Here is a 13,751-nt window from a genome sequence, read left to right as displayed (position 1 = left end):
CGAACACGCGTCGATGCTTACCTTTGGGCGGGGCGGCTTTTCCTTGGGCGGTCAACGGCTCCCCAGCCTGTACCGCTTCAATAAGAAACCCCGATTCTGGTTAACGAATCCTTGCTTTTTCTTGGTCCAAATACCCCCGCCGGAGGCTCCCTCCAGCGCGTCACGGTTTAACGCACAGGAATGCTCGCGCCGATCAATTCCGCGCTGAACGGCACCGGATGAGGATCCTTTCCCAACCGCGCGCGATAGACCGGCAGCGATTCCGCCACGCGCATCACATAGTTCTGGGTCTCGGTGAAGGGAATCTTCTCGATCCAGTCAACCACATCCACAGCGCCCGCGCGCGGATCCCCAAACCGCTCCATCCAGCGCTCGGGGCGACTGGGGCCAGCGTTGTACCCGGCCGAGATCATGACGATGTTCCCATCAAATGCCTGCGCCAGTTCTTGCAAATAGGCGCTGCCCAGCACGGCGTTATAGCCCCAATCGCTCAGCACTTTGGCGGGCTCGTGCTCGACTCCCAAACCCCGCGCAACCTGACGCGCGGTGCCGGGCATCAGACTGCATCAACCCCTGCGCTCCGGCACCACTGATCACGCTACTGTCGAATTCACTTTCCCGGCGGGCGATGGACAAGGCCAGCTCCATCGGAACAGGCAAATCCAGCCCCTGCATCGGGTGCAGCGCATAGTAAGGGCCTGGTAAGGTCACCCCCGATTGCGCCGCGGTTTTGGCAATCATGACCTGCAGATGCGGTTCCTTCAGGTCCATCGCCATCTGGCCCAGTTGCCCCAGGCCCTGCGCGTCCAGCCCCGCAGCCAAATGCCGGAAAAATTGCTCGGCCAGGGACAGCTCGCCCGCATTCAGCGCCAGAATTCCGGCCTTGAATACATCGGTTTGCGCAAAAGGTGCCTGCCGCCAATCGGGAAAACTTTGGGCCCCCGCCAAAGAGGCATCAAACGCCACGCCGCCCCGCTCCGCGGCCAGCAAACCATAGAAGCTGGTCTGATATTGCGCCCCCTCGGCATAGGCGATCTGTGCCGCCTCGACATCGCCCAGCGCCTCTTGCGCGCGGCCGATCCAATACCCGGCACGCCCCAGGGAAATCGGCGTGGCCACCGCCGCGCGGAAGCGTTGGAAATGATCCAGGGCGCGCTCGGGCGCGTTCAGATATCGCAGCGACAGATAGCCGGACAGCCACTCCAGATCGGCATAGCCATAGCCATCTTGCGCCGTCATGAAATGAGCATGTGCGACGCGATAGGCATCGTCATAAGCACCATCCCGCATCAAATCGCGCACCAGATACCGCCGCCACCCGGCCCAACGCGCGGGCTGCCCCAGTGCCTTGGCAGAGCGGCTTTGCGCGATGATCAGCTCGGTTGCGGCTGTCGTGCGCCCCTTGCGAACACGCCATTGGAACCTTTCATAGGCCAGCCCCGGATCATCCTGCAAACGCGCCGGAACCGCGGCGATCAGCGCGTCCACCCCTTTGGCCTGTTTGCGCAAGCCCATCCGCGCCTTGGCCAGCGCCTGCCATCCGCTGTCCACCAGCGGCAGCATCAACGTGGCATCGCCACGCAGGTTGCGCCACAGGGCCATGTCCAGCCGCGCGATGTGATGGGGGCGCAAAATATCACCATACGCGGCCACGAGCGCCTTGTGCGATTCCGCATCCAGATCCATGTCCTGCCAGGCACGCACTAACATCGCCTTGGCGGATTGCCCCTGGGCCTGTTGTGCCCGCGCCAAGGCCAGCACGCCCGCCCCGGTCTGAGGCGGCTGGGCCCCGAAGAACCGCAGGACTTCGCTGGCGGGCGCGTCCTTTAACCCCGCCTCGGCGCGTTTGCGCATCAGGGCCAGCCCCGGCCAGTCCGGATGGGCAGACAGAAAGCGCAAGACTTCGCTCAGATCACCCTCGCCCGCGCGCAATCTGGTCCAGGTGATCAGGGCCTCGGCAACGGGCCCGGCGCGCGCTGCGATTCCATCCGCGTTTTCCCAATTGCCCGCCCGCGCAGCCGACAAGGCGCTGGCGACCGGCTTGGGGCCAGTGGCAACAGCCGCCTTGGCTGACAGGCAAACGGCTAAAAACAGGGCGAAAACACGGAACATCTCTTGCCTTTGCAAAGGAACAGAGGATAGACAACCCAAGCTTAATCCCGCGCCACACCGCCTGCAAATCACGAAGATGGCAAATTCCCGGTAGAGGCGAGCGATTGCCTGTTTTTTCTCCGGGTCTCTACCCGCCTCAACGCGAAAGGAGCGTGTCATGTTTAAAGGGTCATTTCCTGCCCTGGTCACGCCGTTCAAGAACGGCGAGCTGGATCTGGAGACACTCAAGAAGCTGATCGAGTGGCATATCGGCGAGGGCACCAACGGATTCGTGCCCGTCGGCACCACCGGCGAAAGCCCCACCCTGACCCACCGCGAGCACGAGATCGTGGTCGAAGAAGTGGTCAAGGCCTCGGCTGGCCGCGTGCCCGTGATTGCCGGCGCTGGCAGCAACAACACGCTGGAAGGCATCCGCCTGATCCAGCACGCAGAAAAGGTTGGCGCTGACGCCGCCCTGGTCGTGACGCCCTATTACAACAAGCCCACGCAACGGGGTTTGATCGCGCATTACACCGCGCTGCATGACTGCTGCGCGCTGCCGATCGTGATCTACAACATCCCTGGGCGCTCGGTCATCGACATGACCCCGGAAACCATGGGCGAACTGGCCAAGCTGCCTCGGATCGTGGGGGTCAAAGATGCCACCGGTGATCTGAACCGCGTCAGTCAGCAGCGCCGCACCTGTGGCCCCGATTTTTGTCAGATGTCTGGCGAAGACGGCACCGCTCTGGGGTTCAACGCCCATGGCGGCGTCGGTTGTATCTCGGTGACCGCGAATGTCGCGCCGCGTCTGTGCGCAGAATTCCAGGCGGCTACTCTGGCGGGCGACTATACCAAAGCGCTGGAATATCAGGACAAACTGATGCCTCTGCACGAAGCGATCTTTGTCGAGCCCGGCCTGGTCGGCGTGAAATACGCCATGTCCAAGCTGGATCTGTGCAGCGAAGAGGTCCGCCTGCCGCTGACCGGATTGCTGGACAGCACCAAGGCGCAGATTGACGCCGCAATGGAACATGCCGGCCTGATCTAAGCTGGCGCATATCCCAAACAAAAAACGCGGCCCACTGGGCCGCGTTTTCGTTTCAGCACTGTGGCTGGATCACTCGGCCGACAGATTGATCGCCGATTCACGGCCGTCGCGGCCTTCTTGCAGATCAAAGCTGACTTTCTGTCCGTCTTGCAGACCGGTCAGACCCGAACGCTCGACTGCCGAGATGTGCACGAACACATCTTTGCTGCCGCCATCGGGTGCAATAAAGCCGTAGCCTTTGGTGGTGTTGAACCATTTTACGGTGCCAGTGGCCATTCCGTAGTCTCCTGTAATGATGCAGCCCGCGTAGGTGCGACTGCCCGGCGTAGTCGGTCTGTATCGAAGACTGAACGCCGCTGAAGCAGGAAACAGTAGGTCGAGATAGATAACGTAAGCCCAGCAGATATGGGGTCATCCCCTCATAACATCAAGCTTAAAGACAAAGAGCGGGCGCTATGGCCCGCTCTTTTCATAGAAGTTTTAAAAACTTAGGCGTTGGCTTCGTGCAGCGCCTTGGCCAGAATTGGCACCGTGTTGGTGTTCAGGCCCGCGATGTTGATACGAGAATCACCAACGGCATAGATCGCATGATCATCGCGCAGTTTGCCCACAACCTCGGGCGACACACCCAGACGCGAGAACATGCCACGGTGCTGCGCGATAAAGCCGAACTGGTCCGACCCGGTCAGTTTTTGCAGCTCGTCCGACAATTGCTGACGCAGACCCAGCATGGACAGGCGCACCTCTTCCAGCTCGGCGGCCCAATCGGCGCGCAGGGTTTCGTCGTTCAAGATCATGGTCACCAGACGCGCGCCGTGATCCGGCGGGAACGAGTAGTTCTGCCGGTTCAGATAGCTGAGCGTGCCCTGGGTCAGGGTGCTCAGGCTCTTGTCAGCGGTGATCGCCATCAGGATGCCGGTACGCTCGCGGTAGACACCGAAGTTTTTCGAGCAGCTGGCCGCGATCAGCATTTCGGGCACGGAGGCCGCCACCAAACGGGTTGCTGCGGCGTCTTCTTCCAGACCGTCGCCAAAACCCTGATAGGCGATATCGATCATCGGGGTCGCGCCGGTTTTCAGCAGCACATCCACCACGGCCTGCCATTGCGTCAGGTTCAGGTTGGCGCCCGTCGGGTTGTGACAGCAGCCATGCAGCAACACCAGATCGCCCGCTTTGGCTTGTGCCAGATCTTCCAGCATGCCTTCAAAGTCCACGCCACGCGATTCGTTATCGAAGTAGCGGTATGTGACGGTTTCGATACCCAGATGCTTGAGGATCGACAGGTGGTTCGGCCAGGTCGGATTCGACACGAACACACGCACATCGGGGTTGGCCATGCGGGCCATTTCGAACGCCTGACGGCAGGCACCGGTGCCGCCGGGGGTCGCCGCGGCGGAAACGTTCTCGCGTGCAACCGCATCGCCCAGAACCAGGTTGATCATCGCATCCGAAAAATCAGGGGCCCCGGCCAGCGCCACGTAGGACTTGCTGGTTTCCTGTTCCCACAGCTGTTTTTCCGCAGCTTTTACGGCACGCATGATGGGGGTGTGCCCCTCGGCGTTTTTGTACACACCAACGCCCAAGTCGATCTTGGTCGGGCGCGGGTCATCCTTGAACAGCTGCATCAGCATCAGGATTTTGTCAGCGGGTTGGGATTTCAGGTTGCCGAACATTTCAGGCCTCTCCGGTTGCGACGGGCAGAGTGGGGAACGCCCCCCATTCAGACCACGACCCGTCATAAATCGCGTAATCGCTTTTTCCCATGCGCTCCAGCGCAAGGCACAGCACGGCGGCAGTCACGCCGGACCCGCACGAGGTGATCACTGGTTTGCCCAGATCAACGCCAGCGGCCTGGAACAGGGCGCGGCATTCCTCGGGGGATTTCATGGTTTTGTCTTCGTTCAGAAGATCCGCGTAATAGACATTGCGCGCGCCGGGGATATGCCCCGACCGCAGACCGGCGCGGGGTTCTTCGGCCTCGCCCTTGAACCGGGCAGGCGAGCGCGCATCCACAATCACATAATCCCCCAGCTTCGAGGCCGAGGATACCTGCGTGACATCCTTCACCAGATGAGACTGGCGGCGCACGGTCATATGCCGATCACGGATCACAGGCGGCAAGTCTTCGATCTCGCGGCCCTCGGCGATCCATTTGGGCAGGCCACCGTCCAGCACGGCGATGTTTTCCTGCCCCATCAGCTTGAACATCCACCACACCCGCGGGGCCGAGAAAATGCCCTGGCTGTCATAGACAACAACCTGGTGGCCATCGCCCACACCCATCGCCCGCAGGCGCGACATGAACTTTTCCACGGGGGGCGCCATATGCGGCAGATCCGACCGATGGTCGCTGACATCATCAATGTCAAAGAAACGCGCGTTGGGGATATGCTGCTGGTCGTATTCCGCCTTGGCATCGCGATCCGTGCCGGGCAGGAACATCGAGGCATCCAGAATCCGCAGATCGGGATCCTTGTGATGCGCCGCCAGCCAGTCGGTCGAAACGAGTGTTTTGGGATCGTCCTGTGCCATTTGGCCCCCCATTTTCCGCTCTGACCTGCCTACAATGCAGGGGGGCCTTAGGCAAGCCCGGCACACCCCCTCAATAGGCCGCACCGGGCATGTTTTTCATAGAAATGTTGCGCGTTGATTGACGGGCGCGGATTACTTGGCCAGTGCCTTTTTCAGCAATCCGATCACGACCATCACCACACCGCCGCCGACACCGCCCGAGGCAACCTGTCCGATGATCGCGCCGATATCCAGCCCGCCTGCGCTGCCGGCCATTCCGGCCATGCTGCCAGCACCCAGCATCGACAGAATCTGCCCCCCCAGGCCACCGCCCAGGATACCTGCCAAAGAGTTGCCCAGCGTGCCCAGGCTCGCGTTTTTCATCACGCCGCCCGCGACATTGCCGCCAACTGCGCCGGCGATCAGGCTGATCAGAAGTTCCATGAGATTTCCTTCCATGCGGGCGGAATATGTTTTGGTTTCGGGCCACCCTTACCCAGATGGTCGAACGCTACCCGCAGCCGCAGGGCATTGGTCAGGGGAAAAATCGGCGAAAGACGTCAGTGATCTTTCAGCAGGCGCTGTTTCTGACGGTTCCAGTCGCGCTTGGCCTCGGTCGCACGTTTGTCGTGGTTCTTTTTACCCTTGGCGATGCCGATCTTCAGCTTGGCCAGACCCTTGTGGTTGAAATACAGCACCAGCGGCACCAAGGTCATGCCCTTGCGCTGGGTTGCGTTCCACAGGCGCGACAGCTCTTTCTTTGAGACCAGAAGCTTGCGCTTGCGGCGCTCTTCGTGTTTCCAGGTTTTGGCCTGCTCATAAGGAGCGATATAGCTGTTGATCAGCCACAGTTCGCCATCCTCGACCGAAGCATAGCTTTCCGCGATATTGGCCGAGTTTTCCCGCAGGGATTTGACCTCGGACCCCTTCAGGATAACGCCGCATTCCAGATCTTCATCAATGGCATAGTCAAAGCGCGCGCGCCGGTTTTCGGCGACGATCTTATAGTTGGGGTCTGATTTTTGCTTTTGCTTGGCCATGCGCTTCTCCTATCGCGCCAGCGGAGCACTGTCCATATTGGGGCGCACAGATTGGCCACACAGGATACGCCCCTTTTGCAGGCAGTTACAAACTGCACGCCCGCTGGATAGGCAACCCGTTGCCCGCATCGGCCCGTGAAAGTGTTTCAAAATTTTCTTGAAAATGGTCCGGCACTTTTCTGCCTTACAACAATTTGCATACGAACCAAGGGCCGTCACACTGCCCCCTATGGGGCTGCGCGCCCCGAAAATCCAGAGTCCCCGGCCAACAAGGGGACCGACCTGAACAAGGAGTGAGGGATGACCGACACTACACTAGGAACGCCGGATCAGTTGAAGGATCCGAATTATACGCCACCACTGGCCAAGGCCGTACCGTTGGGCATCCAGCACGTTCTGGCCATGTTCGCCAGCAACGTCACCCCCGCCATTATCGTGGCTGGCGCGGCCGGTTTCGGATTTGGCTCGAACAGCCCCGAGTTTCCAAACCTGATCTACATGATCCAGATGTCGATGCTGTTTGCGGGCATCGCAACGCTGTTCCAATCCATCGGCATGGGCCCCGTGGGGGCGCGTCTGCCGATTGTGCAAGGGACCTCGTTCGCGTTCCTGCCGGTGATGATCCCCGCCGTCGCGGGTCAGGGCACTGCCGGGCTGGCAGGCTTGATGACCGGTATCGTGATTGGCGGCATCTTCCATTTCCTGCTGGGGACGGTGATCGGCAAGATCCGTTTCGCCCTGCCTCCGCTGGTTACCGGCCTGATCGTGCTGATGATCGGCCTGTCGCTGGTCAAGGTTGGCATTCAATATGCTGCGGGCGGTGTGCCGCTGATGGGCAAGCCCGAGTTTGGATCGTTGGCGATGTGGATTCCCGCCTTGGTCGTTATCGCCGTGACGCTGGGCTTCAAGTTCTTCACCAAGGGCCTGACCTCGGTCGCGGCCGTTCTGATTGGTCTGATTGCAGGCTATCTGGTGGCAATGGCCATGGGTCAGGTGAACTTTGGCAACGTGGGCCGCGCGTCGATCTTTGCGCTGCCAATGCCCTTTAAATGGGGGATCGAGTTCAACTCGGCCATCATCATCGGCATGTTCTTCATGGCCTTCATCTCGGCTATCGAGACCGTGGGCGACGTCAGCGGTATCGCCAAGGGCGGCGCTGGCCGCGAGGCAACCGACAAGGAAATCGCTGGTGCGACCTATGCCGACGGTCTGGGCTCGGCCATTGCGGGTGTGTTTGGCGGGCTGCCCAACACCTCGTTCAGCCAGAACGTGGGCCTGATCAGCATCACCGGCGTCATGAGCCGCCACGTCGTGACCATCGGCGCGATCTTCCTGATCCTGTGTGGCCTGATCCCCAAGTTCGGCGCCATCGTGTCCACCGTGCCGATCAACGTGCTGGGCGGAGGCGTGATCGTCATGTTCGGCATGGTCGCCGCGGCCGGTATCAACATGCTGTCCGAGGTCAACTGGAACCGCCGCAACATGGTGATTTTCGCGATCTCTCTGTCGGTTGGGTTTGGCCTGCAACTGGTGCCGACGGCGCTGCAACACCTGCCTAAGACGGCTCAGATTTTGCTGACCAGCGGCTTGCTGCCCGCTGCTGCGATTTCGATCGTGCTGAACCTGGTGCTGCCGGAAGAGCTGGACTAAACACCCCCTCAATCCACAACGAAAGGGTCCGCTGTTCTGGCGGGCCCTTTTCTTTTGGGATTTTCTTCGCTGGCCGGGCTAGAATCTGGCACAGGGTCATTGAAATATACATTCACAATAATCTATATGTCTTTCAACGCGCCCTGATGCCCAAGAAGGACCCTGTCCCATGGACCCCAAGAAAATCTCTGACGAGCTTTCCGTCGCCCCGCAGATTCACCCCGAGGACATCCCCGCACTGGCTGAGGCGGGTTTTCGCTCGATCATCTGCAACCGCCCTGATGGCGAGGCCGCGGACCAACCCACCTTTGACGAGATCGACGCCGCCGCTCAGGCCGCCGGTTTGCAGACCCGCTATTTGCCGATCGTGTCCGGCAAGGTGCAGGACGAAGACGCCACCGATTTCGGCAAGGCGCTGATCGAGCTGCCCGGCCCGACGCTAGCCTATTGCCGCACGGGCACGCGTTCGACAACGTTGTGGTCACTGGCCGTGGCAAAGGACAAAACCGCCGCCGAGATTCTACAGGCCACCAAGGCCGCAGGCTATGACATGGCGGGTGTGGTGCGTCGCATCGTGAACGGGGGCAAGACCCCGACCGACACCGGGGACGCCAAGTTTGACGTGGTGATCGTGGGGGGCGGGGCTGCGGGCATTGCCGTGGCCGCCAGCCTCAAGGCGCGCAAATCCGATCTGGACATCGCTATTCTGGACCCGGCCGACATCCACTACTACCAGCCCGGCTGGACCATGGTTGGAGGCGGTGTATTCGACGCCCAGACCACCTCGAAAACCATGGGCAGCCTGATCCCCGCAGGCGTCCACTGGATCAAATCCGCCGTCGCCGCGTTCGAGCCTGCGGACAATGCCGTGGTTCTGGATGGCTGCCGCGTTGTGAAATACGACCGCCTTGTCGTTTGCCCCGGCCTGAAACTGGACTGGAACAAAGTCGAAGGCCTGGTGGAAACGCTGGGCAAGAATGGCGTGACCTCGAACTATCGCTATGATTTGGCGCCTTATACGTGGGAGCTGGTCAAAGGCCTGAAATCCGGCCGCGCTCTGTTCACGCAGCCCCCCATGCCGATCAAATGCGCCGGTGCCCCGCAAAAGGCGATGTACCTGTCCAGCGATCACTGGTTCAAGAACGGCGCGCTGGGCAATATCGACGTGAACTTCATGAATGCGGGGGGCGTTCTGTTCGGGGTCAAAGACTACGTCCCCGCGCTGGAGCAATACATTCAGAAATACGACGCCAAGCTGAACTTCTTTCACAATCTGGTCGCCGTGGATGGCCCTGCGAAAAAGGCCTGGTTCGACGTGGCCAAGCCGGACACCCCGGTGGAACGCATCGAGGTTGAGTTTGACATGATGCATGTCTGCCCGCCGCAGGTCGCGCCCGATTTCATCCGGGTCTCGCCGTTGGCTGACGCTGCCGGATGGGTGGATGTGGACCAGTCGACCCTGCGCCACACCGAATATGAAAACATCTGGTCGCTGGGCGATGTGATGAACGCTCCGAACGCGAAAACCGCCGCCGCCGCGCGGATGCAGGCGCCGATCGTGGCCGAAAACCTGATCGATGACATCGACGGCAAATCGCCTACCGCGATCTACAACGGTTATGGCTCGTGCCCGCTGACGGTCGAGCGCGGCAAGATCGTTCTGGCTGAATTTGGCTATGGTGGGGCACTGCTGCCCTCGTTCCCGAAATGGCTGCTGGACGGCACCAAACCGACCCGCGCCGCCTGGATGCTGAAAGAGCAAATCCTGCCACCCGTCTATTGGAAGGCCATGTTGCGCGGCAAGGAATGGCTGGCCAAACCCGAAAAAGTTCAGGCCCGCTAAGCGCCATACCAAAGGACACGCCCATGCGTCTGCCCAAGCTAACCCGCACCCAGATGGAACGGCACCTGCCGATCCTTCAATGGTCGAAAACCTATGACAAGGACACAGCCACCAGCGATCTGGTGGCCGCAGTCATCGTGACCATCATGTTGATCCCGCAGTCGCTGGCCTATGCGCTGCTGGCGGGGTTGCCAGCCGAGATGGGGCTCTATGCCTCGATCCTGCCGCTGGTGGCCTATGCCATTTTCGGCACCAGCCGTGCGCTGGCCGTTGGGCCGGTGGCCGTGGTGTCGCTGATGACCGCTGCCGCCGTGGGCAATCTGGCGCTGCAAGGCACGGCCGAGTATGCCATGGCCGCGATCACGCTGGCCTTTATCTCGGGTGTGATGCTGCTGGTGATGGGCGTGTTCCGGCTGGGGTTTTTGGCCAATTTCCTGTCGCATCCGGTGATTGCCGGGTTCATCACGGCCTCGGGCGTGCTGATCGCCAGTTCGCAGCTGAAACACGTGATCGGGGTCGAGGCCCATGGACACACGCTGATTTCCATCTGGGGCGACCTGTTCCGCAATCAAGATCTGGTGAATCCCTATACGCTGACCATCGGCCTTGGATCGGTCGCGTTCCTGTTCTGGGTGCGCAAGGGTCTGAAACCGCTGCTGCTGAGCCTGGGGCTAAAGCCGCGCCTGGCCGATATCCTGGCCAAAGCTGGCCCCGTCGGCGCCGTGGCCGTCACCATCCTGGTGACCTGGGGCTTCGGTTTGCAGGACAAGGGTGTCGCCATCGTAGGCGAGGTTCCCATGGGCGTGCCCCCGCTGACCCTGCCTTCGTTCAGCCCCGACCTGTGGTCACAGCTGTTCATGTCGGCCGTGCTGATATCCATCATCGGCTTTGTGGAATCCGTGTCCGTGGCGCAGACGCTGGCCGCCAAGAAACGTCAGCGCATCGTGCCTGATCAGGAACTTGTGGGGCTTGGCGCGTCGAACATCGCGGCGGCCATGTCGGGCGGGTATCCTGTAACGGGCGGGTTTGCGCGCTCGGTCGTGAACTTTGACGCCGGTGCCGAAACGCCTGCCGCCGGTGCCTTTACTGCCGTCGGCATCTTGCTGGCCGCGATGCTGCTGACGCCTTTGTTGTTCTTCCTGCCCAAGGCGACGCTGGCCGCCACCATCATCGTAGCCGTGCTGTCGTTGGTCGATTTCACCATCCTGCAAAAGACCTGGACCTATTCCAAGGTCGATTTCGTGGCCGTCGCCGCCACCATTTTCCTGACGCTGGGCTTTGGCGTGGAGATGGGTGTCTCGGCCGGGGTGATCCTGTCGATCGGGCTGTTCCTGTACAAAACCTCGCGCCCCCACGTGGCCGAGGTCGGGCTGGTCCCCGGCACGCAGCATTTCCGCAACATCCTGCGCCACGAGGTGACAACCCACCCTGAAATCGTGACCCTGCGCATCGACGAAAGCCTGTATTTCGCCAATGCCCGTTTCCTCGAGGATTACATTTTTGATCGCATCGCCTGCGAAGAGCCGATCAAACACGTGGTGCTGATGTGCTCGGCCGTGAACGAGATCGACATGTCCGCGTTGGAAAGCCTGGAAGAGATCAACCAGCGCCTGGATGATCTGGACATTACGCTGCACCTGACCGAGGTCAAAGGCCCTGTCATGGACCGCCTGAAGCGCAGCCATTTCCTGGATGCGCTGACCGGCGAGGTCTTCCTGGCGCAGTACGACGCCGTGGTGAAACTGACCAAGCCACAGCCGGTGGCCGCGCAATAATTGACCCCTTGCCCCGCACAGCGTATCTGCGGGGCATGAATGATTGGATCGGCATCATCGAAGACAAGACCGGCGCCCGTGGGTGGCGGTTTTCAACGGACAGCATCACCAAAGCCGAGGGCCCGACCTCCGAGTCGATCCTGACGCAACTGGGCGAGGCGGACGTGTTCATTGTCGGCCCAGCCAAGGCCACGCAGAAGGTGCCCGCCAAACTGCTGCCCGAAAGCGCTTTTCTGGACATCACAGATGGGCCCTCGCGCCTGCCCGCGCCTTTGCGGCTGCAATTGCTGGGGTTTCAGGACGAACACCCCGATTGGGATGGAGTCGTGCTGCTGCTGACGGGCTCGCATTCCTATTGGTGCCTGCTGTCCGCCCGCGAGCTGGTTGGGTTTCAGGCCTTTTTGACCCCGCGCTTGATCGCCGCCCTTGAGGCGCCCGCATCCGCAGACACCGACGCCATCGCTGAAACACTGTCACGTCCGGAACGGCTGGCGGCGCATCTGGCGGCCTCGGAAACCGCGCCCGCCGCCCAAACCGGCCACCTGATCGGCGCCGAATTGGGGGCCGCCCGCGCATGGTGGCTGGGCCAGCAGGTTGCCTTGATCGGACCGAAGGCCTTGGCGCACTCCTATGGCGCTGGCCTGTCTGCCCAAGCCGTGCCCTGTACCCATCACGACGATCCCAGCGCGCGGGGCCTGTACGTGTTGCGCGCGGCCCAAACCTGACCCAACGCGCCGCCTTGTCAGCGCCCTCGACCCGTGCCACCCTGCCCCGGAAACCGTAACGGGAGGCAACGGTGCAGACCGACACCCAGCTGATGCAAACGCACCTGCCGCAGGTGACCGAACCGCGCAATCCGGGCATGGATCTGGATCTGGAGTGGGTCCGGTCCGCGCAGGCCAATACCTCGGCCATCGAGCGCCGCGCCGCAACACTGGGCACCCGCCGCAGCGTAAAAAAAGACTTTCAGGCCGCGTGGCTGTGCAAGGCGATCACCTGCATCGACCTGACCACCCTGTCCGGCGATGATACCGAGGGCCGCGTGGCCCGCCTGTGCGCCAAAGCCCGCCAGCCCGTCCGCCCCGACCTGCTGAGCGCGCTGGGAATGCAGGGGCTGACCACCGGGGCCATCTGCGTTTACCACGAAATGGTCGCCCCCGCCGTCGCCGCACTGGAGGGGTCGGGCATCCCGGTCGCCGCTGTGTCCACCGGGTTTCCGGCTGGGCTGTCCCCACTGAACCTACGCATCGAAGAGATCAAGCAAAGCGTCGCCGCCGGCGCGCATGAAATCGACATCGTGATCTCGCGTCGCCATGTCCTGACCGGCAATTGGCAGGCGCTCTATGACGAGATGCAGGCCTTTCGCGCGGCCTGTGGGGACGCCCATGTCAAAGCCATTCTGGCCACCGGAGAGCTGGGCAGCCTGCGCAATGTCGCCCGCGCCAGTCTGGTCTGCATGATGGCGGGCGCTGATTTCATCAAGACCTCGACCGGCAAGGAAAGCGTCAATGCCACCCTCCCCGTCAGTCTGGTGATGATCCGCGCCATTCGCGACTATTACCAGCGCACCGGCATCCGCGTGGGGTACAAACCCGCGGGCGGAATCTCCAAGGCCAAGGACGCGCTGACCTACCTGTCGCTGATCAAAGAAGAGCTGGGCAATCGCTGGCTGCAACCCGATCTGTTCCGCTTTGGCGCCTCGTCCCTGCTGGGCGATATCGAGCGTCAGCTGGAACACCACGTCACTGGCGCCTACTCCGCCTCGTATCGTCATCCAATGGGCTAAGCAC

The 13,751-nt window shown here is 61.5% G+C and carries 13 protein-coding genes; 6 read left to right on the top strand and 7 right to left on the bottom strand.

Going from position 1 to position 13,751, the window contains the following annotated elements; translation table 11 throughout:
• Window positions 1–167: 167 nt before the first annotated feature.
• Window positions 168–557: a lytic transglycosylase domain-containing protein gene (locus ACXADQ_RS07445; RefSeq protein ID WP_475317947.1), complete on the bottom strand. Its 390-nt coding sequence runs from the start codon at window positions 555–557 to the stop codon at window positions 168–170.
• Complete coding sequence (locus ACXADQ_RS07440; protein WP_475317941.1) at window positions 475–2,112, bottom strand: transglycosylase SLT domain-containing protein; 1,638 nt, start codon at window positions 2,110–2,112, stop codon at window positions 475–477. Before ACXADQ_RS07440 ends, ACXADQ_RS07445 begins: the two co-directional genes overlap by 83 nt.
• 157 nt (window positions 2,113–2,269) lie before the next feature.
• Here ACXADQ_RS07440 and dapA point away from each other — a divergent pair, with 157 nt between their 5' ends.
• Window positions 2,270–3,142, top strand: a complete 873-nt coding sequence (dapA, locus tag ACXADQ_RS07435) for a 4-hydroxy-tetrahydrodipicolinate synthase (RefSeq protein WP_475317936.1) — start codon at window positions 2,270–2,272, stop codon at window positions 3,140–3,142.
• Between the two features lie 69 nt (window positions 3,143–3,211).
• On the opposite strand, the gene ACXADQ_RS07430 is transcribed toward dapA, so the two are convergent.
• The 5 genes from ACXADQ_RS07430 to smpB all read right to left on the bottom strand — a co-directional run bounded on the left by ACXADQ_RS07430 (window position 3,212) and on the right by smpB (window position 6,693).
• Window positions 3,212–3,418, bottom strand: coding sequence for a cold-shock protein (locus tag ACXADQ_RS07430; RefSeq protein WP_475317932.1), 207 nt, complete (start codon window positions 3,416–3,418; stop codon window positions 3,212–3,214).
• A 212-nt stretch (window positions 3,419–3,630) separates the two neighbouring features.
• Window positions 3,631–4,815 (bottom strand): amino acid aminotransferase, encoded by a 1,185-nt coding sequence (locus tag ACXADQ_RS07425; protein WP_475317930.1) that lies wholly within the window; start codon window positions 4,813–4,815, stop codon window positions 3,631–3,633.
• A gap of 1 nt (window position 4,816) precedes the next feature.
• Complete coding sequence (gene sseA, locus ACXADQ_RS07420; protein ID WP_475317928.1) at window positions 4,817–5,674, bottom strand: 3-mercaptopyruvate sulfurtransferase; 858 nt, start codon at window positions 5,672–5,674, stop codon at window positions 4,817–4,819.
• A gap of 132 nt (window positions 5,675–5,806) precedes the next feature.
• Complete coding sequence (locus ACXADQ_RS07415; protein WP_425095045.1) at window positions 5,807–6,097, bottom strand: hypothetical protein; 291 nt, start codon at window positions 6,095–6,097, stop codon at window positions 5,807–5,809.
• Window positions 6,098–6,213: 116 nt separating this feature from the next.
• Window positions 6,214–6,693: an SsrA-binding protein SmpB gene (gene smpB / locus ACXADQ_RS07410; protein ID WP_475317916.1), complete on the bottom strand. Its 480-nt coding sequence runs from the start codon at window positions 6,691–6,693 to the stop codon at window positions 6,214–6,216.
• A 300-nt stretch (window positions 6,694–6,993) separates the two neighbouring features.
• On the opposite strand from smpB, the gene ACXADQ_RS07405 reads away from it, so the two are divergent.
• The 5 genes from ACXADQ_RS07405 (at window position 6,994) to deoC (ending at window position 13,747) form a co-directional block, all read left to right on the top strand.
• Window positions 6,994–8,343, top strand: coding sequence for a uracil-xanthine permease family protein (locus ACXADQ_RS07405; protein WP_475317909.1), 1,350 nt, complete (start codon window positions 6,994–6,996; stop codon window positions 8,341–8,343).
• Between the two features lie 169 nt (window positions 8,344–8,512).
• Window positions 8,513–10,186 (top strand): bifunctional protein tyrosine phosphatase family protein/NAD(P)/FAD-dependent oxidoreductase, encoded by a 1,674-nt coding sequence (locus ACXADQ_RS07400; RefSeq protein ID WP_475317902.1) that lies wholly within the window; start codon window positions 8,513–8,515, stop codon window positions 10,184–10,186.
• 23 nt (window positions 10,187–10,209) lie between these two features.
• Window positions 10,210–11,961, top strand: coding sequence for a SulP family inorganic anion transporter (locus ACXADQ_RS07395; protein ID WP_475317894.1), 1,752 nt, complete (start codon window positions 10,210–10,212; stop codon window positions 11,959–11,961).
• A gap of 35 nt (window positions 11,962–11,996) precedes the next feature.
• Window positions 11,997–12,686 (top strand): 2-dehydro-3-deoxygalactonokinase, encoded by a 690-nt coding sequence (locus ACXADQ_RS07390; protein WP_475317887.1) that lies wholly within the window; start codon window positions 11,997–11,999, stop codon window positions 12,684–12,686.
• Window positions 12,687–12,778: 92 nt separating this feature from the next.
• A complete protein-coding gene (gene deoC / locus ACXADQ_RS07385; protein WP_475326045.1) occupies window positions 12,779–13,747 on the top strand; it encodes a deoxyribose-phosphate aldolase in 969 nt (322 codons plus the stop codon).
• Window positions 13,748–13,751: the final 4 nt, after the last annotated feature.

The sequence above is a fragment of the Thalassovita sp. ABM4_323 genome, from assembly GCF_056158665.1.
The sequence above is the reverse complement of the archived record's forward strand: the minus strand, read 5'-3'. Positions and strand labels throughout refer to the sequence as shown.

Bases quoted from the DNA above. Each gene is read 5' to 3' on its own strand.
- deoC (WP_475326045.1), top strand. From the start codon at position 12,779: ATGCAAACGCACCTGCCGCAGGTGACCGAACCGCGCAATCCGGGCATG.
- ACXADQ_RS07415 (WP_425095045.1), bottom strand. From the start codon at position 6,097: ATGGAACTTCTGATCAGCCTGATCGCCGGCGCAGTTGGCGGCAATGTC.
- smpB (WP_475317916.1), bottom strand. From the start codon at position 6,693: ATGGCCAAGCAAAAGCAAAAATCAGACCCCAACTATAAGATCGTCGCC.
- ACXADQ_RS07440 (WP_475317941.1), bottom strand. From the start codon at position 2,112: ATGTTCCGTGTTTTCGCCCTGTTTTTAGCCGTTTGCCTGTCAGCCAAG.
- dapA (WP_475317936.1), top strand. From the start codon at position 2,270: ATGTTTAAAGGGTCATTTCCTGCCCTGGTCACGCCGTTCAAGAACGGC.
- ACXADQ_RS07395 (WP_475317894.1), top strand. From the start codon at position 10,210: ATGCGTCTGCCCAAGCTAACCCGCACCCAGATGGAACGGCACCTGCCG.
- ACXADQ_RS07425 (WP_475317930.1), bottom strand. From the start codon at position 4,815: ATGTTCGGCAACCTGAAATCCCAACCCGCTGACAAAATCCTGATGCTG.
- ACXADQ_RS07430 (WP_475317932.1), bottom strand. From the start codon at position 3,418: ATGGCCACTGGCACCGTAAAATGGTTCAACACCACCAAAGGCTACGGC.
- sseA (WP_475317928.1), bottom strand. From the start codon at position 5,674: ATGGCACAGGACGATCCCAAAACACTCGTTTCGACCGACTGGCTGGCG.
- ACXADQ_RS07400 (WP_475317902.1), top strand. From the start codon at position 8,513: ATGGACCCCAAGAAAATCTCTGACGAGCTTTCCGTCGCCCCGCAGATT.
- ACXADQ_RS07405 (WP_475317909.1), top strand. From the start codon at position 6,994: ATGACCGACACTACACTAGGAACGCCGGATCAGTTGAAGGATCCGAAT.
- ACXADQ_RS07445 (WP_475317947.1), bottom strand. From the start codon at position 557: ATGCCCGGCACCGCGCGTCAGGTTGCGCGGGGTTTGGGAGTCGAGCAC.
- ACXADQ_RS07390 (WP_475317887.1), top strand. From the start codon at position 11,997: ATGAATGATTGGATCGGCATCATCGAAGACAAGACCGGCGCCCGTGGG.